We start from the raw sequence: 22,736 nt of genomic DNA on the forward strand, positions 1-22,736 counted from the left end.
GCGGGCGGCCCGCCCTCTTAAAAAATGCGGGGGGCCCGCCCCGGGGGGCCCCCCCCCGCCCGTGTCCCGGCCTGCGCCGGGTACTACTTGATCTCCGCCAGAACGGTGCCCTGGGTGATCGCCGCGCCCGCCTCCACGGACAGGCCGGTGACCACACCCGCCTTGTGCGCGTTGACCGGATTCTCCATCTTCATGGCCTCGAGCACCACGATCAGATCGCCCGCCTCGACCGACTGGCCCTCTTCGACGGCGACCTTGACGACGGTGCCCTGCATCGGAGCGGTGACCGCGTCACCGGAGGCCGCGCCGCCACCCGCGCCGCCACGCTTGCGCGGCTTGGGCTTCTTGCGGATCACGCCCGCGCCGTTGCCCGCGGCTCCGGCCGCTCCCGCGCCGACGGTGAAGTTGCCCGGCAGCGACACCTCGACCCGGCGGCCGCCGACCTCGACGACCACCTTCTGCCGCGGCGCCTCCTCGTCCTCGTCGGCCGGGGCGCCCGAGCCGGTGAAGGGCTCGATGGTGTTGACCCACTCGGTTTCGATCCACTTGGTGTAGACGTCGAACTTCTCGCCGTCACCGATGAACGCCGGATCCTCGACGATCGCCCGGTGGAACGGGATGACCGTGGCCAGACCGTCGACCTCGAACTCGGCCAGCGCGCGCCGCGCCCGCTCCAGCGCCTGCGTGCGGTTCTCGCCGGTGACGATCAGCTTGGCCAGCATCGAGTCGAACTGCCCGCCGATCACGCTGCCGGCCACCACGCCGGAGTCCACGCGGACACCGGGGCCGGCGGGCTCCTTGTACACGGTAACCGGGCCGGGGGCGGGCAGGAAGTTGCGGCCGGCGTCCTCGCCGTTGATGCGGAACTCGAAGGCGTGGCCGCGCGGCGTCGGGTCCTCGGTGATCTCCAGCTTCTCGCCGTTGGCGATGCGGAACTGCTGGCGCACCAGGTCGATCCCCGCGGTCTCCTCGGTGACCGGGTGCTCGACCTGCAGCCGGGTGTTCACCTCGAGGAAGGAGACGGTCTCGCCCTGCACCAGGTACTCGACGGTGCCCGCGCCGTAGTAACCGGCTTCCTTGCAAATGGCCTTGGCCGAGGCGTGGATCTTCGCGCGCACTTCGTCGGACAGGAACGGCGCCGGGGCCTCCTCGACCAGCTTCTGGAAGCGCCGCTGCAGCGAGCAGTCGCGGGTGCCCGCGACGATGACGTTGCCGTGCTTGTCGGCGATGACCTGCGCCTCGACGTGGCGGGCCTTGTCCAGGTACTGCTCGACGAAGCACTCGCCGCGACCGAAGGCGGCGGTCGCCTCGCGCACGGCCGAGTCGTAGAGCTCGGGGATCTCCTCGATGGAGTGCGCGACCTTCATGCCGCGGCCACCGCCGCCGAACGCCGCCTTGATGGCGACCGGCACGCCGTAGGTCTTCGCGAACTCGACGACCTCGCTCGCGTCCTTGACCGGGTCCTTGGTGCCCGCGGCCATCGGCGCCTTCGCGCGCTCGGCGATGTGCCGGGCGGTGACCTTGTCACCCAGGTCGCGGATGGACTGGGGCGAGGGGCCGATCCAGATCAGCCCTGCGTCGATGACGGCCTGGGCGAAGTCGGCGTTCTCCGACAGGAAGCCGTAGCCGGGGTGGATGGCGTCGGCGCCGGACTTGGCCGCTGCGTCGAGGATCTTGTCGAAGACCAGGTACGACTCGGCCGAGGTCTGCCCGCCGAGGGCGAAGGCCTCGTCGGCGAGCTTGACGAACGGGGCATCGGCATCCGGCTCGGCGTAAACGGCGACGCTGCCGATACCGGCGTCCTTGGCCGCCCGGATCACGCGCACGGCGATCTCGCCTCGGTTAGCTACGAGTACCTTTGTGATCCGCGCGCTGGCATGGCTGGGCACTGAGCCTCCTGTGTGCATTCTTCTGGTCGCTTCGCCGGGGGGTGGGGTCGCTGCGCATGCTCCGCTCCCGTAATCGACAAACTTACGTCTCGGGCGAGTGTAGGCAGTCTGCCAACAGTCGCCGAACTCGGCTAGCCCTACTGAACAGTAGGTCGCGGATCACAACGTACGCGTCCTGTGTTTGGGAGACACCCCGGCTACCTGCTCCGCGTGCGTCGCGACCCGGCGCGCGCGGGGACTTCGCCGGGTTCGCCGCCCGTGGCGATCGGCATGCGCACCGAGTTCCCCCACTCGGTCCACGACCCGTCGTAGTTGCGTACGCCGCGCCGTCCGAGCAGGTAGGTCAGGACGAACCAGCTGTGACCGGATCGCGCGCCGACTCGACTGTAGACGATCACCTCGTCCGCACCGGTCAACGCGCGGTAGACGTCGTCGAGTTCGGTGCGGGAGCGGAAACGCCCGTCGGCGGTGAGCGCCTCCGACCACGGAATGTTCGACGCGCTCGGGATGTGGCCGCCGCGCAATGCCGCGCCTTCCGGATCGGCCGGTCCCAGCGCGGGCGCGCCGGAGTACTCCTCGGCGGAGCGTACGTCGAGCACCGGTTTGCCGAGGTGGGCGAGCACGTCCTCGCGGAAGGCGCGAAAGGTGCCGTCGTCGCGGCGTACGGCCGGATAGTCGCTGCGCACCGGGCAGTCGGGCTCGAACGTCGTGTCGCGTCCCTCGGAGATCCACGCCGCGCGGCCGCCGTCGAGCAGTCGCACGTCTTCGTGTCCGAACAGGGTGAATACCCAGGCCGCGTGCGCCGCCTGGGTGTTGCCCCGGTCGCCGTAGATCACAACCGTGTCGTCACGATTGATGCCTTTCGCGCGCATCAGTTCGGTGAAGCGCGTTCCGTCGATATAGTCGCGCGTGACCGGATCGTTCAGATCGCTTCGCCAATCCAGTTTGGTGGCGCCCGGAACGTGCCCGATGTCGTAGAGCAGCGTGTCCTCGTTGGCCTCGATGATCTTGAGTCCCCGCGCGCCTATGTTTGCCGACAGCCACTCCGTGGTTACTAGTCGGTGAGGGTGTGCGTAGGAACCGAGTGAGGGATGAGGGTCCGGAGCGACGGGCACGGTGTTGGGTCCTTCACGCATGGGTGGACGGCGGTGGCGGCGGTTCGAGGTCTCACAACGAGGGTAGTTGTGGGGCGACAGTGACTCTCGTTTCAGATCACAAATCGGATGAGGGCCGAATAAAGGGCACCTACATCCGATAAAGTCTCCCGGGAGGAGGGGTGAGCTATGTCCGATTCTTGGCCGCGGCGGCGACTGCTCGCGATCCTACGTGGCGCCAGCGAGCCTCTCGACGCCCAGGAACTGGCCAGAATCACCGGACAGCACGTCACCACGGTCCGATTCCATCTCGACGTGCTCACCAGGGAATCCCTCGTCCGGCAGTTCCAGCAGCCGCCGCGTGGCCGCGGGCGACCGCGCATCGGATACAGCGCGGTGCAGCGATCGGTCGGCTACCAGGACTTGGCGCAGGTGCTCGCCGACCAGCTCGGCCCCGATCCTCGGCGCAGAGCGGAGGCGGCGAATGCGGCGGGCCGCGCTTGGGGCAGCAGACTCGACGTCGGTGACCATCGGGTCGAGTCGCTGGAGGACGCCAAGGACCTCACGATGACGTTGATGTCGGAACTGGGTTTCGCGCCCGAGCGCGACACTTCCCCGGAGCACGAGGGGAAGGTGCTGATCCGGATGACGGCGTGTCCGCTGCGCGAACTCGCGCGGACGCATTCCGACGTGGTCTGCGGCGTGCACCTGGGGCTGCTCGAAGACGTGCTGCGCCGAGGCGGCGCGCAGGGGATCGACGTGCGGATGCATCCGTTCGTCGAGCCCGAGCTGTGCGTGGCCCGGCTGGAACTCATCGCGGCGCAGCGCGCGGAGGCCCAGGAGACGGCGAAGGTGCCCCCCGGCGGTGACGCCGAGGCGTTGACCACGCCGTCAGGCCGTATGGCCCCACAACTGCGTAACGCCGATCCCAACATCGCCAAGCAATCGGCGCAGCAGTGGTAGCCCGATGCCGATGACGCTGGACGGGTCGCCATCGATGCGATCGACGAACCAGCCGCCGAGCCCGTCGAGGGTGAACGCGCCCGCCACCTCGAGCGGCTCGCCGGTGGCGATGTAGGCGTCCAGCTCGTCCGGCTCCGGCTTGGCGAAATGCACGGTGGTGCTGCTGCAGTCGACCGCCTCGGCGATGATCCCGCCCTCGCGCATCCGCACCACGCAGTGGCCGGTGACCAGATCCGCGCTGCGCCCCGCCATGTCGCCCCAGCGCGCGCGAGCGACCTCGGGGGTGTGCGGCTTGCCCTGCAACTCGCCGTCCACGAGCAGCATGGAATCACAGGCCACCACAACGCAATCGTCGGCGAACTCCGGGATCGCTGCGGCGACGGCCGCCGCTTTGGCGCGCGCCAGCTCCACCACGACGCCCTGCGGAGGCGTGCCGGCGGGAAGGGCCGCGGCGACCGCGTCCTCGTCCACGGCGGAGACCCGGACGATCGGGTCGATGCCCGCCGAGCGGAGCACCTCCCGGCGGGCCGGGGACGCGGAGGCCAGGATCAGCCGCGTCACCCGCGCAGGTGGGACAACTGCGGGAAGGAGTACGGGGAGAACGGGGAAGCGCCGCGATGCAGCAGCGTCGGGTGACCCCACAGGTCCGGCGGGCCGGTCGGACCGGCCGGCGCCGCGCTGTTCGCGACGGCGGAAAGCACGCACACCAGCGCGGCGAGTTCCTCGTCGGTCGGCGAGCCCTTCACGACACGGAAGAACGGCTCCGGGGTGGCCTCGGCGGATTGCGCTGCCGCGTTCGAGCCGGCCGACCCGGCCTCGTCCGCGATCGGGTCGACTGTGAGATCCAGTTCGACGGCGCTCAACACATCTTCTTCTGCCACGGTCGTCACAGTGCCAGGTCCTCTCTTCGCCTCTATCAGCGGAACTGATCAGGCTGTTCCCGTTTTCCGACAAGTTATGGATGAAGCAATCGTCCTCGGAGGCACTCATTGCTTCTCTGCAACAAGCCGGTACACGCCAGCGTAAGTGTTACCGAGGCCGATGCCACCCTTTGCGCGCGGCTTATCGAGGGTATCGCTCGATCACAGCGGGATGTTGCCGTGTTTCTTCGGCGGCAGAGTCACCATCTTGCGCTCGAGCAGCCGCAGCGCGGAGACGATCTGGCCGCGGGTGTGCGAGGGCGGAATGACCGCGTCCACGTAGCCGCGCTCGGCGGCGACGTACGGGTTCACGAGCGTGTCCTCGTACTCGTTCTGGAGCTCGAGCCGCAGCGCATCGACGTCCGCGCCGTCCTTGGCGGCCTGCTGCAGCTGCTTGCGGTAGACGAAGCCCACGGCGCCGGAAGCGCCCATGACGGCGATCTGCGCGGTCGGCCAGGCGAGGTTCACGTCGGCGCCCATGTGCTTGGAACCCATGACGTCGTAGGCGCCGCCGTAGGCCTTGCGGGTGATGATCGTGATTTTGCCCACAGTGGCCTCACCGTAGGCGTACAGCAGCTTCGCGCCGCGGCGGATGATGCCGTTGTATTCCTGTCCGGTGCCGGGCAGGAAGCCCGGCACGTCGACCAGAGTGATGATCGGGATGTTGAACGCGTCGCAGGTGCGCACGAAGCGCGCGGCCTTCTCCGAGGCGTCGATGTCGAGGCAGCCGGCGAACTGGGTGGGCTGGTTGGCCACGATGCCGACGCTGCGCCCGTCGATCCGGCCGAAGCCGACGATGATGTTCATCGCGCGCTCGGCCTGCACCTCGAGGAACTCGTCGTCGTCGAGCAGGCGACGGATCACCTCATGCATGTCGTAGGGCTGGTTCGGCGAGTCCGGGATGATCGTGTCCAGCTCGAGGTCTTCTTCGGTGAGCGAGTCCTCGATCGCGCCATCGATCGGATCGGTGGCCGGGAACCGCGGGGCCTCGGCCCGGTTGTTGCTGGGCAGGTAGGACAGCAGGTCCTTGACATAGTCCAGGGCGTCCTGCTCGCCGGAGGCGACGTAGTGCGCCACGCCGGACTTGGTCATGTGCGTGTGCGCGCCGCCGAGGTCCTCCATGGTGACGTCCTCGCCGGTGACCGTCTTGATGACGTCGGGGCCGGTCACGAACATCTGGCTGCTGCCGTCGACCATCACGACGAAGTCGGTCAGCGCGGGGGAGTACACGTGGCCGCCGGCGGCGGGGCCCATGATCAGCGAGATCTGCGGGATCACGCCGGAGGCCTGGATGTTGCGGTGGAAGATCTCGCCGTAGAGGCCGAGGGAGACCACGCCCTCCTGGATGCGCGCGCCCGCGCCCTCGTTGATGCCGATCAGCGGACGGCCCGTCTTCAGGGCCAGGTCCATGACCTTGACGATCTTCTCGCCGTAGACCTCGCCGAGGCTGCCGCCGAACACGGTGACGTCCTGGCTGAAGATGCAGACGTCGCGGCCGTCGATGGTGCCGTAACCGGTCACAACGCCGTCGCCGAGCGGGCGGTTGTTCTCCAGGCCGAAGTTCACGCTGCGGTGGCGGGCCAAGGCGTCGAGTTCGACGAACGAGCCTTCGTCCAGCAGGGCGAGGATGCGCTCGCGGGCGGTCATCTTGCCCTTCGCGTGCACCTTGTCGACCGCGGCCTCGCCCATCGGGTGCTTGGCCTCTTCCAGCCGATTCCGCAGGTCAGCCAGCTTCCCAGCGGTGGTGTGGATATCGGGGGAACCCGCGGGACCTGATGCGGGCTGCTGCTGGACACTCGTCATGGCTTCGGAGTGTAACCAGTGCCAGTGCGTGTCTGTAACCCAGAGTGGGGCTACCGACGAGTAGAAAACCGCAGCTAGATCAGATTTCGGAGGCAAACTTCCTGGTCGGTAGCAGGGTTGGCGAGGCGGAAAATGAGTATCGCCCGCCGGTTGGGCCCGGATACCCTGAGGGAACGATTCCGGGCTCAGGGGAGGAGCGCGTCATGTGGGAATGGGGTAGAACGTTCGCCGAATACGCCGCCGCGGCGGCGTGGACGCGGACCACCGAGACGGCCGCGAAGTACGGCGAGCCGGAGCGCTGGACGGAGACCGGGGAAGGCGAGCGGGAGGACGACGGCGCGGGCATGGCTGCCCGCGACCCGGTCGTCTCCGGATACGACCTCGCCGGATAGCCGCCGCGCGGCGAGTAGCCTGCCGGTGTGCAGAGGCCACCGTTGGATGCAGAGCAGTTGCGGCGCAGTGCCGTCGACTCGCCCGAACTGTCGTTCTTCTCGCGGATCGACGTGGTGGAGTCGACCGGGTCCACGAACGCGGATCTGATCGCGCTGGCGGCCGATCCGGCCGCCGACCGCGTGGTTCTGCTGGCGGAAACCCAAGTGCGGGGGCGTGGCAGGCACGCGCGTGCCTGGGTGAGCCCGCCGCGGGCGCAGCTGGCGATGTCGATACTCGTGCGTCTGCCCGGGATCGGCCCCGCCTCGCTGGCCTGGCTGGCGCTGCTCACCGGCGTCGCCGTGGTCGACGCGCTGCGGACCACGGCGGGCGTGGCCGCGGAGCTCAAGTGGCCCAACGACGTGCTGATCGACGGCCGCAAGGTGGCGGGCATCCTGGCCGAGGTCGCCGCGAGCGGGGGCGGCGCGCCCGCCGTCGTGATCGGGCTGGGGCTCAATGTGAGTCTGACCCGGGAAGAACTGCCGGTGCCGCACGCGACGTCGCTGACCGTCGCGGGCGCGCGGCAGACCGATCGCACGGTGCTCGTGCGGTCTCTGCTGACCGAGTTCGCACAGCGCTTCACCGCTTGGCGCGACGCGGACTGGGCGACCGACGAACTGGCCGCCGCCTACCGCGAGCGCTGCGCCACGATCGGCACGGAGGTCCGCGCCGAACTGCCCGGCGGCCGGATGCTCACCGGCATCGCCGAGGGCGTCGACGACTACGGCCGCCTGATCATCGGCGGCGAAGCGGTGTCGGCGGGCGACGTGACGCATCTGCGCGCCCAGTACTGAGGACATCCGCCGCCCTGATCGGCCGCGGTCTCAGACGGGCTGGACGGCGCCGCGAGCGGCGTCCCTGGCGAGCGCGCGATCGCGCTGCTCCTCGAACTTGATCACGTTCTTGCCCAGTTTCTCCAGGAACTCGCCCAGTTCGTCGCGCGCTCGCTCGCCGCGCGGCCCGAAATCCGCGCGTTCGAAGACGTTCCACTGCTTGAGCACCGGTTCGAGGACCTCGTCCAGGTGCTGGCGCAGGTCGTAGATGCCGTGCTTGGCCATCAGCACGCCGTAGCGGCGGAAATTGGGCATCCCGGCGCCGGGCATCAGGAAGTTCGTCACGATCTTGGTGATCGCGGGCATGGCCTGATCGGGGACCAGGTCCAGCGCCGCGCCGCACACCGAGCGATAGAAGATCATGTGCAGGTTCTCGTCGGCGGCGATGCGCTGGAGCAGGCGATCGGCCACGGCGTCCTCACACGCCTTGCCGGTATTGCGGTGCGAGACACGGGTGGCCAGTTCCTGGAAGGTGACGTAGGCGACGCTCGCCAGGAATCCGCCCCACCCGTCCGGCGACTGGACGCCGTTGCTCATGTGCACCATCCGAGCGTCTTCCAGGGCGACCGGGTCCACGGCGCGGGTGACGACCAGGTAGTCCCGCATGGCGATGCCGTGGCGGTTCTCCTCGGCGGTCCAGCGATCGACCCAGGTGCCCCATGCGCCGTCCTGGGAGAAGTTCTCGGCGATCTCGCGGTGGTAGGAGGGCAGGTTGTCCTCGGTGAGCAGGTTGGTGATCATGGCGACCCTGGCGACCTCGCCGAGACGCGATTGCTCCGGCGCCCAGTCCTCGCCGCCGAGGGCGGCGAAGTTGCGGCCCTCGCTCCACGGCACGTAGTCGTGCGGATTCCAGTCTTTCGCCATGGACAGGTGCCGGTGGACGTTCGCTTCGGCGACGGGTTCGAGTTCGGCCAGGATCTGCAGCGGGGTCAGGTCTTTGGTCACGCGTTCCTCCACGGTCGGAATCGGCGATGATGGTGAGCCGGGCGTTGCGCGATACAGAGAGCCACTGCGCGGAATCGTCACACGCAGGGTGCTGATTGTGCAGCATGACGCGCTGCGGTGTCAGCCGTTCCGGCATCTCGACGCGGTAGTGTTCCTGACATGGGTTATCCCGAGGATGTGCTGGCGCCCGACGAACGGTTGCTGCTGCATCGCCACCCGCATTGGAAGATGCTCTTCTGGCCGATCGTGACACTCATCGTGGCCACCGCTCTCGCGGGTTTCGCAGGGGGACTCATTTCGCAGAAGGCCACCGGCACCACCGGCTCGGCGCTGCTCATCACGGTGCTCGTGGTGTATGTGGCGATTCTGCTATGGCGTTGCGCCGTACCGATTATCAGCTGGAAGTCGACGCATTTCATCGTCACCGACCGGCGGGTGCTGGTGCGTCAGGGCGTGCTCACCCACAGCGGCATCGACATCCCGATGAGCCGGATCTCCAGCGTGCAGTTCCGGCACGGGCTTTTCGATCGGCTGCTCGGCACCGGGACCTTGATCATCGAGTCGTCCTCGTCGGAGCCGCTGGAATACGACGACATCCCCTCGGTCCAGCAGGTGCATTCGCTGCTGTACCACCAAGTGTTCGAGGTCGAACGCCACCGGGACGGGCGCGACGAGCGCTGGGACGACCGCCGCAGCTACCGGTGAGCCCGTAACCTGGGCGTATGACCGCTGTACTGCTGGCCGAGGACGACGACGCCATCGCGGCCCCGTTGTCGCGCGCGCTCGGCCGCGAGGGCTACTCGGTGACCGTCGAGAGTTTTGGCCCCGCGGTGCTGCAGCGGGCCCTGGAAGGCGGGCACGACCTGCTCATTCTCGATCTCGGTCTGCCCGGCATGGACGGGCTGGAGGTGTGCCGTCAGGTGCGCGCCCGCGGCGCCGATCTGGCCGTGCTGATGCTCACCGCGCGCACCGACGAGGTGGATTTCGTCGTGGGGCTGGACGCGGGCGCCGACGACTACGTGGGCAAGCCGTTCCGCCTCGCCGAGCTGCTCGCCCGGGTGCGAGCGCTGTTGCGGCGCAGCGGGATCGGCGACGACACGGTGGAGGTGGGCGGTATCCGGCTGGAGCCTGCCGCCCGGCGCGTCCTGGTCAACGGGGTCGAAATCGGCTTGGCGAACAAGGAATACGAGCTGCTCAAGGTGCTGATCGACCGGGCAGGTCAGGTGGTGCCGCGCGAGACCATCCTGCGCGAGGTCTGGGGCGACGCGGAGTTGCGCGGTTCCAAGACGTTGGACATGCACATGTCCTGGCTGCGCCGCAAGATCGGGGACGAGGGCCCCATGGCCGAACGGCGCATCGTCACCGTCCGCGGTGTCGGATTCCGGCTGAACACCGACTGACGTGCGCCGCCGCATCCTGCGTTCCATGCTCACCGTGCTGACCCTCACCACGGTGGTGCTCGGCGTGCCGCTCATCTACACGGCGTGGTTGTGGGTGGAGGACATCACGCGCAACGACCTGCAGAACCGGCTGGACCGGATCGCCGCCGAGATCATCGCGCAGGAACGCGACGGCACCGTCTCCGGCGAGCTGGACGTCCGGTCGGTGGCGCCGCTGGTGCCCGAGAACGGCCGGCTCACCATCGTCTATCCCTCGCGGCAGGACAACGCGGTGCGTCGCGACATCGGTGTCGCGCAGGTGTCCGACCCGCTGGTCGAGTCGCTGTCGATGGGCAAGTCCGCGTCGCTGCGCCTGGAGGTGCCATCCGCACCGATGCACGCCATGCAGCGTCAAGCGGTTGCGGTGGTCGCGCTGGCGGTGCTCGCCTCGCTCGGCGCGGCGGTGTCGGTCGCGGTGGTCACCGCCCGGCGGGTGGCCGATCCGCTCCGGGACGTCGCCGCGCGCGCGGCGCGGCTGGCCATGGGCGATTTCCGGCCCGACCCGCGCAGGCACGGCATCTCCGAACTGGATCGCGTCTCCGACGTGCTCGACTCGGCGACGGTGGAGATCGCCGGACGACTCCAGCGCGAACACGCGTTGGTGGCGGACGTCTCCCATCAGCTGCGCAGCAGGTTGACCGCCGTGCGGTTGCGCCTGGACGAGTTGTCCGCGCACGCCGACCCGGAGGTGGTGCACGAGGCCGAGGAGGCGATGGCCCAGGTCGACCGGCTCACCGACGCGATCGACGACCTGGTCCGCGCCTCCCGCGACGAGGACGCGGCCGACCGCGATCCGGTTCCGGTGATGGACGAGCTGCGCGGCGTCGTGGCCGAATGGAAGCACCCGTTCACCGAGGCGGGCCGCACGCTCACGCTCACCGGCGACGAGTCGTTGCGCGCCCCGATCACGGGTTCGCGCCTGCGCGAGGCGGTGGCGGTGCTGGTGGACAACGCGCTCATGCACGGCGGTGGCACGTGCACGGTGTCGGTGCGTTCGGTGCGGCCAGGAGCCGATCGCGAGCCGCTGGTGTGCGTCGAGGTTGCCGACGAGGGGCACGGGGTGCGCGACGAGCTGGCCCCGCACATCTTCGACCGGGGTTTCTCCGCGGGCGGTTCCACCGGTGTCGGGCTGGCGCTGGCGCGGGCGCTGGTCGAGGCGGACGGCGGGCGGCTGGAATTGCAGCGGCGCAGGCCCGCGCTGTTCGCGGTGTTCCTCGGTTCGAAGGCCCGTCCGGCCAGCTCGGTGGCGCCCGAGCCGCGGTGACTCAGCCGCGGCCGAGTTCCTCTTCCACGAGGTCGACGAATTCCGCTTCCAGTTCGCTCATTTCGTCCGGGAAGACCCAGCGGCGCATCGCCCAGAAACGGAACGCCATCTGCAGCAGATTGCCGATGATGAACGCGCTGATGAAGTCGGCGATGTTCTCGACCGTGAAGCTCACGTTGGGCTGGCGCAGGTCGAAGACGTAGCTGGAAATCCACAGCGGGGTGAAGGCGAGAACGACGCCGACGCCGCTGACGACGAAGAACAGCAGCGCTTCGTGATGACGTTCCCGCCCGCCGCGATTCTTGAACGACCATTCCCGGTTCAGAATGTAGGACGCGATCACGGCGATGACACCGGAAATGATCTTGGCCGTGACCGGTTTCTCCGCGAGCACCGTCCACTTGAGTACGTAGAAGATGCCGCTGTCGATCACGAACGTGGTCGCGCCGACGATCGCGAACTTGATCAATTCCCGCTGCCGGTACGCGATATCTTGCAGCGGCTGGGGGAGGACGCTGACCACGTCGTCGACGAATGACACAAGACCGGAGTGTACCGGTCGCTGTCATTTGCGCCGGACATGACAATATTGTCCGACGTGAGCGCACGTTCCTTCGATCCATCGGCCATGCCCACCGTCACCATGATCGGCGGCGGCCAGCTGGCGCGCATGACCCACCAGGCGGCGATCGCGCTCGGCCAGCGGCTGCGCGTGCTCGCCGAGAACCCCGACGACCCGGCCGCCCAGGTCAGCCCGGAGGTGGTGCTCGGCAGCCACACCGATCTGACCGCGCTGCGTAAAGCGGCGGTCGGCTCGCACGCGCTGACCTTCGACCACGAGCACGTGCCGACCGAGCACCTCGAGGCGCTGGTCGCGGAGGGCGTCAACGTGCAGCCGCCGCCGCAGGCGCTGGTCTACGCGCAGGACAAGCTGGCGATGCGGGTGAAACTGAGCGAACTCGGGCTGCCCGTGCCCGCCTTCACGCCGGTGGCCTCGGTCGATGACGCGGTGCGCTTCGGCGACGAGCACGGTTGGCGGATCGTGCTGAAGGCGGTGCGCGGCGGCTACGACGGGCGCGGCGTCTGGATGCCCGAGTCCGCCGAGGAGGCCGCGGCGATCGCCACCGATCAGCTCGCCTACGGCGTCCGGTTGCTGGCCGAGACGAAGGTCGAGCTGAAACGAGAGCTCTCGGCGATGGTGGCCCGTTCGCCGTTCGGGCAGGCGGCGACCTGGCCGGTGGTGGAGACCGTGCAGCGCAAGGGGCAGTGCGCGGTCGTCATCGCGCCCGCGCCCGGCCTGCCGGATGACACGGCCGCCGCGGCGGAGACCATGGCGTTGAATCTCGCCGGGGAACTCGGCGTCGTCGGTGTCATGGCGGTGGAGCTGTTCGAAACCGCCGAGGGGGAGCTGCTGGTGAACGAGCTGGCCATGCGCCCGCACAACTCCGGGCACTGGGGCATGGACGGCGCCCGCACCGGGCAGTTCGAGCAGCATTTGCGCGCCGTGCTGGACTACCCGCTCGGCGACACCGCGCCGCTGGCGCCGGTGACCGTGATGGCGAACATCCTCGGCGCGCCGCAGGCCCCGGAGATGTCGATGGACGAGCGGCTGCACCACCTGTTCGCCAGGATTCCGGAGGCGAAGGTGCACCTGTACGGCAAGGGCGAGCGCCAGGATCGCAAGATCGGGCACGTCAACATCCTCGGCGACGACGTGGCCGAGGTCAGGGAGAAGGCCGAGCGGGCGGCGCACTGGATGTCGCACGCGATCTGGACCGACGGATGGGATCCGCATGAGTGAGGAACTGGCCATCGCCCCCGCGGTCGGCCTGATCATGGGCAGCGACTCGGACTGGCCGACCATGGAGGCCGCCGCGGAGGCGCTGGCCGAGTTCGGGATCCGGTTCGAGGTCGGCGTCGTCTCGGCGCACCGCACCCCGCAGCGGATGCTCGACTACGCGCGTTCGGCGGCGGGGCGCGGGTTGAAGGTCATCATCGCGGGCGCGGGCGGCGCGGCGCACCTGCCGGGCATGGTCGCCTCCGCGACTCCGCTGCCGGTGATCGGCGTGCCGGTGCCGCTGAAGTACCTCGACGGCATGGATTCGCTGCTGTCCATCGTCCAGATGCCCGCAGGCGTTCCGGTCGCCACCGTCTCCATCGGCGGCGCCCGCAACGCGGGCCTGCTCGCCGCCCGCATCCTCGCCGCCCACGACCCTTCCCTGCGCACCCGCATGGAACAGTTCCAAGCCGGGCTCGAGCAGATGGTCCTGGAAAAGGACGACGCGCTGCGCACCAAACTCCTGGGCTGAGCGGTGCCCGAGGTCCCCTTACCTGGGGGTTCGGTCAACGTCGTGGTGCGGGTCGGCGACACCGTTCGCCGCCGCCCGGCCGCGCGCGCGGATTTCGTGCACGGACTGCTCGCATGGTTCGAGCAATCCGGCTGGGCGGGCGCACCTCGCTTCCTGGGTACGGACGAGCGAGGGCGCGAAATCCTCACCTACCTCGACGGGCAGGTGCCGCTCGATGGACTCCGCTCGCCGTCGACCGGCTCCTACGCGGCCTTGTCTCAGGTAGCGGAGCTGATCCGCGAGTTTCACGATCTGACCGCGGGTGCCGACCTCGCCGGGGCTGCGGAGGTGGTGTGTCACAACGACCTCTCGCCCCGGAACACGGTGTACCGCGATGGCATCCGGCCCGTGGCATTCCTGGACTGGGACCTCGCCGCCCCCGGTCGCCGCATCCACGATCTCGCGCATGCCTGCTGGCAGTTTCTCGATCTGGGTCCCGGCGTCCGCGATCTTGCCAGGACCGCCGCGCTGCTGCGCCTCATGTGCGACGCCTACGGAACCGACGAACGCGCCGAACTCGTCGACACGATCCTGTGGTGGCAGCAGCGCTGCGCGCGCGGCATCGAAATCGCCTCCGTTGCCGGCGAACCCGCCATGGTGCGCCTCAGCGCGAACGGCGTGCCCGCACGCATTCGCGCCGCACAGCGATGGGTCACCGAGCATCGCGCCGAGCTGGAAGCCGCGTTGTAGCGCGACGAAGTCGACCTGCGGCCATGGTCAGATGCCGAGGTCTTGGCCGAGTTCCGCCAATTCGTCCATCGCGGCTCGGCTCTTGACCTCGGCTCGCTGCTGGTACTGCTTCAAGTCGTCGTATCGGATCCGGCGATGGCGACCCACCAGGCGGAAGGGGATCTCGCCTGTCTCCAGCAGCGTCACGACGTAAGGCCGCGACACGTTCAGCATGTCTGCCGCCTGCTGCGTGGTGAGTTCGGCGTGCGAGGGCACCACGGTGACACCGCGACCCTCTGCTGCTTGCGCCAGGATGAAGGCCAACATGCTGACGGCCTGCCGGGGCAACACCAAGGCGTCATCCCCTGGATGCTCAGGGGCCACCTGAATGGTCTGCTCGCCTGGGTGTCGCATCAGATAGTCCTTGATCCGGCGCATCGCGCGAGCTGCGACGTCTGCGTCGATGGCTCCTGGCTCGGCGCGCTTGGCGTCTCGGAAATCGAATGGCCATGCGGCGGCTGCGCGCTGTCGTGTGCGGATACGGTGCGCGCCGCCCAGCGGCCATAGTTCAGTGATCTGCGTCACATCGTGTCAGGATGGTCGGGGATGCGGTGTCTTGTGCTCGAGCCTCTCGGAGCGAAGGAGACACCCATGAGCGAGAACATCGATGTGGTCGTGATCGGCGGCGGGTATGCCGGGGTGATGGCGGCCAATCGCCTGACGCAGCGTGACGACGTGCGGGTGACCGTCGTCAATCCGCGCCAGGTCTTCGTCCCACGGCTGCGGTTGCATCAGTTGGTGGGCGGCACCCACGATGCGGTCGTCGACTATCAGGACGTGCTGGCCGAGGGCGTTCGGCTGGTTGCGGACAGCGTGACGCGGATCGACGCGGCCGAGCGCAGTGTGACGCTGGCCGACGGTGGCAGCCTTCGCTACGACTACTTGGTGTACGCGGTAGGCAGCGGCAGCGCGGGGCCGCGAGTGCCGGGCGCGGCCGAGTTCGCCTACCCGGTCGCCACTTTGGAGGCGGCGCAGCGGCTGCGGTCGGTGCTCTTCGACACGCCGATGACGGCTCCGGTGACGGTCGTCGGTGGCGGCCCGAGCGGCATCGAGACCGCCGCGGAGCTGGCCGAGCGGGGGCGCGCCGTCACGTTGGTGTGTGGCGGTGTCGTCGGTCCGTACCTGCACCCGAAGGCGCGGCGCAAGGCTCGCAAGTACCTTGCCGGGCTGGGGGTCACCGTGCTGGAGGGTCCGGATGCGGCGGTGGCGGCGGTGACGAGCGATGCCGTGGAACTCGGTGACGGCCGTGGGTTGGCGAGTCGGGTCACCATCTGGACCGCCGGGTTCGGTGTGCCGGATCTGGCCGCCCGCAGCGGGCTGAGCACGGACACCGCGGGGCGGCTGCTCACCGATGAGACGTTGACCAGCGTCGACGATGAGCGCATCGTGGCGGCCGGGGATGCGGCGGCGCCGTCGGACCTGCCGTTCCGGATGAGCGCCTATGCCGCGGGTTGCCTCGGCGCGCATGCCGCCGACACGGTGCTGAATCGGATCGCGGGTGAGCATCCGGAGCCGATCGATCTGTCCTTCCCCGCGATGTGCATCAGCTTCGGCCGGGGCGCCGGAATTTTCCAGCTCGGCCGCAAGGACGACACCGCGATGCCGCTGTACTTCAGCGGTCTGGCGGGCAAGAAACTCAAGGAGTTCGCCTGCCTCTCCAGCGTGAAGCACTTGGCGAACGAAGCGCGCAAGCCCGGCTCGCACCACTGGCCCAAGGACGGCAAGCACCGGCCGCAGTTGTTGCAGGCCCAGCGTGGCGGTGCGCAGGCCGCCGCCGAGCAGGTTGTGTAACAGCGCTACAAGAGGTCGCCGGTCGAACTACCTCGACCGGGGAGGGTGCTGCGGCGTCGTCCCTTGCCGCCGCGCCCGTGCGACCTCGGCGATCCGCCGCGAGCGGTGACGTGCGCCGGGGCTGTGTATCGACCTTCCGATGAGCCGGATCGAATTACCAACAGAAGAGGACCTCATGGAAGCAGCCAGTGGAGCCGGTGGGCAACAGTCGGCCGATCCGGAGTCGAAACGCCGCGACAGCGGCGAGCACGCCACCGCCGTGGCGACCGAAACGTTCCTCGCCCACCGCAACCTGCTGTTCACCGTCGCCTACGAGATGCTCGGCTCGGTGGCCGACGCCGACGACGTCTTGCAGGAGACCTGGTTGCGTTGGGTCGGAGTCGACGCGGCGCACGTCACCGAGCCGCGCGCCTACCTGGTCCGGATCACCACGAGGCAGGCGCTCAACCGGCTGCGCTCGGTGCAGCGCCGCAGGGAGGCGTACGTGGGCCCTTGGCTGCCGGAGCCGCTGCTCACCACACCCGACGTGGCCGCGGACGTCGAACTCGCCGAAAGCGTGTCGATGGCGCTGATGCTCGTGCTCGAGACACTGAGCCCCACCGAGCGGGCGGTGTTCGTGCTACGTGAAGCGTTCGGGTTCGACTACGAGGAGATCGCGGCGGCGGTCGACAAGACGCCCGGCGCGGTTCACCAGATCGCCCACCGGGCCCGCCGTCACGTCGAAGCGCGCCGTCCACGCCGGTCGGTGACGGCGCGCCAGGTCGAGGCGGCGGCCGAGGCGTTCCGGCGTGCGCTGGAGACGCGCGACCTGCAAGGCTTGCTGGACATTCTGGCCCCCGACGTCGTCGCCATCAGCGACGGCGGCGGTATCAAGCAGGCCACACCGCACCCCGTCACCGGCGCCGACAAGGTGGCCCGTTTCATCGTCGGCGGACTCACCAGAAACGATGTCGCGCTCACCGTCGAGGTGACCACGGTCAACGGCGGCCCCGCGCTGGCTCTGCATATGAACGGCGAACTGGACGGCGTTCTCGCGATGCGCGTCGAGGACACCCGTATCACCGGCCTCTACTACGTGCGCAACCCGCAGAAACTCACCCACGTCGATGCCGAGACCCCACTCACCCTGCACTGAATCCGGCTCACCTGCTCGAGGAGAAGACATGACCACGCGGGCGCTGCTCGCCGCCGATTCCCTTCCGTCACGATGGCCCACGGTGGCCGGAGCGGTGCTCCTGCTCACGGCGATCGTCAGCGTGTTGCTCGCCGCTTTCGCCTGGCCGTCGGTGCGGTCGTCGGTCCACGATGTGCCGATCGCTGTCGCGGGTCCCAGCGCCGCGGTCGCGCAGGTCCGCGCCGCGCTCGATCGACAGCTGCCGGGCGGCTTCGTGATCACCGAAGTCGCCGACACCACGGCTGCCGAACAACTCGTCCGCGACCGGCGGGTCTACGGGGCGATCGACCTCGGCTCCGGCGGTGCGCAGGTGATCGTCGCCTCGGCCGCCAGTCCGGCGGTCGCCCAGACCTTGCAGGGGGTGGCCGGTGGCCTGGCTCGGGCAGGGAGTCCCGGCGCGACGGTCCGCGACCTCGCCGCCCTGCCTGCCGGTGATCCGCGAGGAGCCGGTCTGGCCGCAGGCGCCTTGCCTTTGGTCATGGGTGGTCTGTTGGCCGCGGTGCTGCTGACCAGGCTTGTTCGCGGCACGTTCCGCAGGGTTGTCGGAGCGCTGGCCTTCGCGACCACGGGCGGCCTGGCCGTGGCCGCGATCCTGCAGTTCTGGCTCGGCTCGGTGAGCGGTTCCTACCTCGCCAACGCCGGCGCCGTCGGCTTGTCCATCGCGGCCATCGCTTCGACCGTTCTCGGGCTCGAGGCGCTGCTCGGATACGCCGGGATCGGGATCGGCGCCGTCGTCATGATGCTCATCGGCAACCCTCTCTCCGGTACCGCCACCGCGCCCGAGATGCTGCCCGGCTGGTCCGGCGCGCTCGGCCGGATGTTGCCGCCCGGTGCCGGTGGGTGGTTGTTGCGGTCCACCGCGTTCTTCGACGGCCGCGGCGCCACCCACGCTGTTCTCGTCCTGCTGGCCTGGCTCCTGCTCGGGCTGTCGTTGTGCCTGGTCGGGGGGCTGCGTGCGCGCCGTGCGGCAGGTGGCGCGAGAGGACTGCGCGGGACGCACGGATCAGCGGCGCCGGGCCATGTCGGTACCCTCGCGAGTTGACCTGCACTGCCTTCGAGATGGTTCGGGCATGTAGTGCCTATCTTCCCGCGGCGCAATCGAATCCACGGCGCGACTCGGCACCCTCGCCTGCCGATACGGCGAAAGCTCCCGGTGTGGGGACTCGCGCTCTCGGCCCGCTGACTACGGTGTGAGGTCGTGACTACAGGGGATATCGCTCGGATGCGGGGAGGCGACGACACCGCGCATTTTCGGCTCACGGTGGTGGATCAGGCGCTGCGGTTGTTCGCCGAGAAGGGGTACGAGGCGACGACCGTCGACGAGATCGCGGAAGCGGCGGGCATCTCGCGGCGCACGTTCTTCCGGCAGTTCCGGTCGAAAGAGGACGTGATCTTCGCCGACCACGAGTCGCAGCTGGCGCAGGCCGCGGAGTTCCTGGCCGCCTCGCGCGAGGACCCGTGGGAGGCGGTGTGCTCGGCGGTGGTGCAGGTCTTCGAGCGGTTCACGCAGTGGCGGGAGATAGCGGCGCGGCGCTATCAGGTGGTCCGGCGGGTGGCCGCGCTGCGGGAGCGCGAGATCGTCACCGTGTTCCGCTACGAACGGCTGTTCACCGACTACCTGCGCGAGCGGCTGCCCGATGCCCCGGATCTGGCGCGGGTGCAGTTCACCGCCGCTGTGACGGCGACACACAACTATCTGCTGCGCCGGATGGTGCGCGGCGAGTCGGACGCGGGTGCGGCGGACCTGCGCATGGAGCTGGCCGCCATCCCGCGCGGAGCCGGGCGCGCCGCGGACGCCGACGAACTGGTCGTCGCGGTGTTCCCGCGCGACGTTCCGCCCAGGCAGATCGCCGACCTGCTGGTCCGCAAGCTCGGTTCGCTGTGATCCGGCCCGGAGTGCGACCTATCTGACACTGAGTGCCACCTCATTGGCCCACTTGATCGGCCCCCATGGGGGTATACTCGACTCATATGTGGCACTGAGTGCCGATTTGCTGCTTTTGTTCCACGGAAAGCGGCGCCGACCACCGACGATCAGGAGTGAAGCCCGATGGCGGGAAACCCCGATTTCGACCTGTTCAAGCTCGAGGATTTCCACGATGAGCTGCGCGAAGCGATCCGCGCCCTCGCGGAGAAGGAGATCGCCCCGCACGCCAAGGACGTCGACGGCAACTCCCGCTTCCCGCAGGAGGCGCTGACCGCGCTCAACGCCTCCGGCTTCAACGCCGTGCACGTGCCCGAGGCCTACGGGGGTCAGGGCGCCGACTCGGTGGCCACCTGCATCGTGATCGAAGAGGTCGCGCGCGTCTGCGGTTCGTCCTCGCTGATCCCGGCGGTCAACAAGCTCGGCACCATGGGCCTGATCCTGAACGGCTCCGAGGAGCTGAAGCAGAAGGTGCTGCCGGACATCGTCAACGGCGAGATGGCCTCCTACGCGCTGTCCGAGCGCGAGGCGGGCTCCGACGCGGCGAGCATGCGCACCCGGGCCAAGCAGGAGGGTGACGACTGGATCATCAACGGCTCCAAGTGCTGGATCACCAACGGCGGCAAGTCCTCCTGGTACACCGTGATGGCGGTGACCGACGCGGAGAAGGGCGCCAACGGCATCTCGGCATTCCTGGTGCACAAGGACGACGAGGGCTTCGTGGTCGGCCCGCTCGAGCACAAGCTGGGCATCAAGGGCTCGCCCACCGCCGAGCTGTACTTCGAGAACTGCCGGGTGCCGGGTGACCGCATCATCGGCGAGCCGGGCACCGGCTTCAAGACCGCGCTGCAGACCCTCGACCACACCCGCCCCACCATCGGCGCGCAGGCCGTCGGCTTGGCCCAGGGCGCGCTGGACGCTGCCATCGCCTACACCAAGGACCGCAAGCAGTTCGGCAAGTCGATCGCCGACTTCCAGAACACCCAGTTCATGCTCGCCGACATGGCGATGAAGATCGAGGCCGCCCGCCTCATGGTGTACACCTCGGCCGCCCGCGCCGAGCGCGGCGAGCAGAACCTCGGTTTCATCTCCGCCGCCGCCAAGTGCTTCGCCTCCGACGTCGCCATGGAAGTCACCACCAACGCCGTCCAGCTCTTCGGCGGCGCGGGCTACACCACCGACTTCCCGGTGGAGCGCATGATGCGCGACGCGAAGATCACCCAGATCTACGAGGGCACCAACCAGATCCAGCGCCTGGTGATGAGCCGCGCCCTGCTCAAGTGAGGTTGTTGTAGATCGCCGGATGTTCGGGCGTGCCTGCAACCGCGTCTCAGGCCGTCTCCAGGCCGTCGAGCAGCACAGGCCGCCCGAACATTCTGTCGATCGCATCGCCGCGCCCGCTCAAAGCTCGACGGCCCAACTGTCAGCGGGGCCATCCCGTGCGTGCTTCACCTGCCTGCACCGAAAAGCGCAGATACACAGTAGAAGCCGTAGGCTATCCCCATGGCATGGCAGGAACTCGTGGTCAAGCTTCTCGAGATTGTTGTGTCGTGGCCGGTCGTGGTGGTGGTTGGGCTGGTTATTCTTCGCAAACCTCTTAGAAGCGTGGTCGAGCGCCTCACCCGAATCGAGGCGTTCGGTGTCACGGGAGATTTCGGCGAACGACTGGCCCAGTTGGAGGAACATGTCGACGAGCTCGAGGCTCCATCCACCAACGGAGAAGGCGATACCGCGGAGCGGCGATCGGGAACGCCGGCCGATGAATTCAGCGGCTACGACGGTCTACTCCGCATCGTGCAGGCTATGCCAGAGCTGGGTGTTGTGAAAGCGTGGATGGACGTCGAACGCGCGATAGACCTGCTTTACGAGCAGCTCGAGCCCGGAGACCGTCGGCCGAAGCCGATCTACGTCAAGGCCAGAAGCCTTGTGGGTGCGGGAGTTCTTCCTGACCGTGTCGTCAAACCACTCGATGAACTCAGGGCCCTTCGCAATCAAGTCGCACATGGGCTGCACAAGCCGAACGTCGGCGAGGCGTTGACCTACGTACAACGAGCGGAAGAGGTGACCCGCCTCTTGGCCGCAGCGGGCTCGCTCGACTCGTAACCCGGCAAGACGACTTACTCCAGCGGAAAGTCCCCATCCACCACGGATGGCCGCCACGAGTGGCACATGGTTGCGGCAAAACGCGAGTGCACCTCTCGCTGGTGTGCCACTCGTGTACGTATGTCGCCGACTTTGCCGGGGCGATGACGGTGGGGTGCTGTCAGGGCTCCAGGTAGAGGCGTTCGCATGGGAGCCTCGGGTAGGCGTCGGTGGTGTCTGTGGATACTTCCACCGCGTCGTGCCAGTGCCGGGCGCGCCATTCCTGGACGAAAAGGCATGCGGCCGTGACGCAGGCGACGAAGTCCAGGCGGGCTCCGTGCCAGAACACCGACAGGTGGACATCCGGCTCGGACGGGATGGGGGAGACTGCGCGGTCAGGCATATGTGGTCACCCGCCGACCACGCGCGAGCTTCGCGGCCACGCAATGGCGGACCGCCGCGATGACCACGCAGCCAGATGGGCGAAAGGCCGTGTTCGGGTTGGTAATCCACGCGCGGAACTTGGTCCCTCGGTCAGCGGGGCTCGGCAGCGCGATCATGCCGCCGCAACGGATGATGGACACGTTCAATCGGAACATCTCGGCGAACAGCGGCACGTCGTCCGGCAGATCGGGGCGGATGAGGAACGTCCATCGATTCGAGCGCGGATGCGACAGGATCGGCCCCAGCTCGTGGCCGTGGTCCTGCATCCACATCTTCACGTGCTGTCCGAGCACGGCGGGCATGGTTATGCCCCAGACCATTGCGGTGCGGACGACGATCCGCCCGATCTGGGGAGGGTCCACGATGGCGGGTAGACCGCATACCTGCCGGTAGTAGTGGCAGCGAGACAACGGCGTGTCTCCGAACGCTATGTGGCGCATCGAGACCTCTGCTTCATCGGAGGGGTTCATGGTGCGCCCGAGGCTGCGGCAAGTCCCCGGGTCGAGGACGAACTATGTTGCGGCATGTCGCTTTCCGCGATCCCTCTGCCGGGCGCTCATTCAGAGAACCACTGGACCAAGCCGATGAACTACGTCACTATGAGATCTCATCAGCTCCACCAGCATGTTTTTCATTTTGAGATGAGAATCGGCCCGGCGATGAGA

General features: G+C 68.4%; 25 protein-coding genes. 15 read left to right on the plus strand and 10 right to left on the minus strand.

What is annotated here, in order from left to right:
* Positions 1-83: 83 nt before the first annotated feature.
* Both ACWDMM_RS27370 and ACWDMM_RS27375 read right to left on the minus strand, forming a co-directional pair.
* Entirely contained in the window at positions 84-1,889 is a 1,806-nt protein-coding gene (locus ACWDMM_RS27370; protein ID WP_195080539.1) for an acetyl/propionyl/methylcrotonyl-CoA carboxylase subunit alpha, read from the minus strand.
* Positions 1,890-2,086: 197 nt separating this feature from the next.
* A complete protein-coding gene (locus ACWDMM_RS27375; protein ID WP_449940245.1) occupies positions 2,087-3,004 on the minus strand; it encodes a sulfurtransferase in 918 nt (305 codons plus the stop codon).
* A gap of 168 nt (positions 3,005-3,172) precedes the next feature.
* Between ACWDMM_RS27375 and ACWDMM_RS27380 the strand changes: the two genes are divergently transcribed.
* Positions 3,173-3,946, plus strand: coding sequence for a helix-turn-helix transcriptional regulator (locus ACWDMM_RS27380; protein WP_195080540.1), 774 nt, complete (start codon positions 3,173-3,175; stop codon positions 3,944-3,946).
* On the opposite strand, the gene ACWDMM_RS27385 is transcribed toward ACWDMM_RS27380, so the two are convergent.
* From ACWDMM_RS27385 to ACWDMM_RS27395, 3 genes are all read right to left on the minus strand, one after another.
* Complete coding sequence (locus tag ACWDMM_RS27385) at positions 3,875-4,507, minus strand: nucleoside triphosphate pyrophosphatase (RefSeq protein ID WP_195080541.1); 633 nt, start codon at positions 4,505-4,507, stop codon at positions 3,875-3,877. The genes ACWDMM_RS27380 and ACWDMM_RS27385 overlap by 72 nt on opposite strands.
* Positions 4,504-4,827, minus strand: coding sequence for an acyl-CoA carboxylase subunit epsilon (locus ACWDMM_RS27390; RefSeq protein ID WP_397070748.1), 324 nt, complete (start codon positions 4,825-4,827; stop codon positions 4,504-4,506). Before ACWDMM_RS27390 ends, ACWDMM_RS27385 begins: the two co-directional genes overlap by 4 nt.
* A 201-nt stretch (positions 4,828-5,028) precedes the next feature.
* Complete coding sequence (locus ACWDMM_RS27395; protein WP_195080543.1) at positions 5,029-6,669, minus strand: acyl-CoA carboxylase subunit beta; 1,641 nt, start codon at positions 6,667-6,669, stop codon at positions 5,029-5,031.
* A 203-nt stretch (positions 6,670-6,872) separates the two neighbouring features.
* On the opposite strand from ACWDMM_RS27395, the gene ACWDMM_RS27400 reads away from it, so the two are divergent.
* Both ACWDMM_RS27400 and ACWDMM_RS27405 read left to right on the plus strand, forming a co-directional pair.
* Positions 6,873-7,061, plus strand: a complete 189-nt coding sequence (locus ACWDMM_RS27400) for a hypothetical protein (RefSeq protein WP_195080544.1) — start codon at positions 6,873-6,875, stop codon at positions 7,059-7,061.
* A 27-nt stretch (positions 7,062-7,088) separates the two neighbouring features.
* Positions 7,089-7,892, plus strand: coding sequence for a biotin--[acetyl-CoA-carboxylase] ligase (locus tag ACWDMM_RS27405; RefSeq protein WP_323123972.1), 804 nt, complete (start codon positions 7,089-7,091; stop codon positions 7,890-7,892).
* A 30-nt stretch (positions 7,893-7,922) separates the two neighbouring features.
* Here ACWDMM_RS27405 and ACWDMM_RS27410 read toward each other — a convergent pair whose 3' ends face one another.
* Complete coding sequence (locus ACWDMM_RS27410; protein WP_449940180.1) at positions 7,923-8,876, minus strand: acyl-ACP desaturase; 954 nt, start codon at positions 8,874-8,876, stop codon at positions 7,923-7,925.
* Between the two features lie 159 nt (positions 8,877-9,035).
* Between ACWDMM_RS27410 and ACWDMM_RS27415 the strand changes: the two genes are divergently transcribed.
* From ACWDMM_RS27415 to ACWDMM_RS27425, 3 genes are read left to right on the plus strand one after another with little or no spacing between them, the layout of a single operon-like run.
* Positions 9,036-9,581 carry a PH domain-containing protein gene (locus ACWDMM_RS27415; RefSeq protein WP_195080546.1) on the plus strand — a complete coding sequence of 182 codons (546 nt, stop codon included), beginning with the start codon at positions 9,036-9,038 and terminating at the stop codon, positions 9,579-9,581.
* Positions 9,582-9,598: 17 nt separating this feature from the next.
* Positions 9,599-10,276 (plus strand): response regulator transcription factor, encoded by a 678-nt coding sequence (locus tag ACWDMM_RS27420; RefSeq protein ID WP_039796233.1) that lies wholly within the window; start codon positions 9,599-9,601, stop codon positions 10,274-10,276.
* A 1-nt stretch (position 10,277) separates the two neighbouring features.
* Entirely contained in the window at positions 10,278-11,579 is a 1,302-nt protein-coding gene (locus ACWDMM_RS27425) for a sensor histidine kinase (RefSeq protein WP_195080547.1), read from the plus strand.
* 1 nt (position 11,580) lies between these two features.
* On the opposite strand, the gene ACWDMM_RS27430 is transcribed toward ACWDMM_RS27425, so the two are convergent.
* Positions 11,581-12,120 carry a GtrA family protein gene (locus ACWDMM_RS27430; RefSeq protein ID WP_067803340.1) on the minus strand — a complete coding sequence of 180 codons (540 nt, stop codon included), beginning with the start codon at positions 12,118-12,120 and terminating at the stop codon, positions 11,581-11,583.
* 39 nt (positions 12,121-12,159) lie between these two features.
* On the opposite strand from ACWDMM_RS27430, the gene ACWDMM_RS27435 reads away from it, so the two are divergent.
* Genes ACWDMM_RS27435 through ACWDMM_RS27445 form a run of 3 tightly spaced genes read left to right on the plus strand, consistent with a single transcriptional unit; the run spans position 12,160 to position 14,617 of the window.
* Positions 12,160-13,380 (plus strand): 5-(carboxyamino)imidazole ribonucleotide synthase, encoded by a 1,221-nt coding sequence (locus ACWDMM_RS27435; RefSeq protein ID WP_449940185.1) that lies wholly within the window; start codon positions 12,160-12,162, stop codon positions 13,378-13,380.
* Positions 13,373-13,888 carry a 5-(carboxyamino)imidazole ribonucleotide mutase gene (gene purE / locus ACWDMM_RS27440; RefSeq protein ID WP_195045335.1) on the plus strand — a complete coding sequence of 172 codons (516 nt, stop codon included), beginning with the start codon at positions 13,373-13,375 and terminating at the stop codon, positions 13,886-13,888. Before ACWDMM_RS27435 ends, purE begins: the two co-directional genes overlap by 8 nt.
* 3 nt (positions 13,889-13,891) lie before the next feature.
* Complete coding sequence (locus tag ACWDMM_RS27445) at positions 13,892-14,617, plus strand: phosphotransferase (protein WP_195080548.1); 726 nt, start codon at positions 13,892-13,894, stop codon at positions 14,615-14,617.
* A gap of 27 nt (positions 14,618-14,644) precedes the next feature.
* Here ACWDMM_RS27445 and ACWDMM_RS27450 read toward each other — a convergent pair whose 3' ends face one another.
* A complete protein-coding gene (locus ACWDMM_RS27450) occupies positions 14,645-15,181 on the minus strand; it encodes a helix-turn-helix domain-containing protein (protein ID WP_357209020.1) in 537 nt (178 codons plus the stop codon).
* 66 nt (positions 15,182-15,247) lie between these two features.
* Here ACWDMM_RS27450 and ACWDMM_RS27455 point away from each other — a divergent pair, with 66 nt between their 5' ends.
* The 6 genes from ACWDMM_RS27455 (at position 15,248) to ACWDMM_RS27480 (ending at position 21,648) form a co-directional block, all read left to right on the plus strand.
* Complete coding sequence (locus ACWDMM_RS27455; RefSeq protein WP_195080549.1) at positions 15,248-16,447, plus strand: NAD(P)/FAD-dependent oxidoreductase; 1,200 nt, start codon at positions 15,248-15,250, stop codon at positions 16,445-16,447.
* A gap of 175 nt (positions 16,448-16,622) precedes the next feature.
* Positions 16,623-17,582 carry an RNA polymerase sigma-70 factor gene (locus ACWDMM_RS27460; RefSeq protein ID WP_195080550.1) on the plus strand — a complete coding sequence of 320 codons (960 nt, stop codon included), beginning with the start codon at positions 16,623-16,625 and terminating at the stop codon, positions 17,580-17,582.
* A 28-nt stretch (positions 17,583-17,610) separates the two neighbouring features.
* Positions 17,611-18,663 (plus strand): hypothetical protein, encoded by a 1,053-nt coding sequence (locus ACWDMM_RS27465; RefSeq protein ID WP_323123970.1) that lies wholly within the window; start codon positions 17,611-17,613, stop codon positions 18,661-18,663.
* A 180-nt stretch (positions 18,664-18,843) separates the two neighbouring features.
* Positions 18,844-19,506, plus strand: coding sequence for a TetR family transcriptional regulator (locus ACWDMM_RS27470; RefSeq protein ID WP_195080646.1), 663 nt, complete (start codon positions 18,844-18,846; stop codon positions 19,504-19,506).
* A 165-nt stretch (positions 19,507-19,671) separates the two neighbouring features.
* A complete protein-coding gene (locus tag ACWDMM_RS27475) occupies positions 19,672-20,829 on the plus strand; it encodes an acyl-CoA dehydrogenase (RefSeq protein WP_195080551.1) in 1,158 nt (385 codons plus the stop codon).
* A gap of 219 nt (positions 20,830-21,048) precedes the next feature.
* Positions 21,049-21,648: a hypothetical protein gene (locus ACWDMM_RS27480; protein ID WP_357209018.1), complete on the plus strand. Its 600-nt coding sequence runs from the start codon at positions 21,049-21,051 to the stop codon at positions 21,646-21,648.
* A gap of 160 nt (positions 21,649-21,808) precedes the next feature.
* Here the strand turns inward: ACWDMM_RS27480 and ACWDMM_RS27485 are convergent, their stop codons facing one another.
* Positions 21,809-22,030, minus strand: a complete 222-nt coding sequence (locus tag ACWDMM_RS27485; RefSeq protein ID WP_449920056.1) for a hypothetical protein — start codon at positions 22,028-22,030, stop codon at positions 21,809-21,811.
* Positions 22,023-22,541, minus strand: coding sequence for a DNA-directed RNA polymerase subunit beta (locus ACWDMM_RS27490; protein WP_449940192.1), 519 nt, complete (start codon positions 22,539-22,541; stop codon positions 22,023-22,025). Before ACWDMM_RS27490 ends, ACWDMM_RS27485 begins: the two co-directional genes overlap by 8 nt.
* Positions 22,542-22,736 lie beyond the last annotated feature (195 nt).

This window comes from Nocardia sp. NPDC003726, from assembly GCF_053586955.1.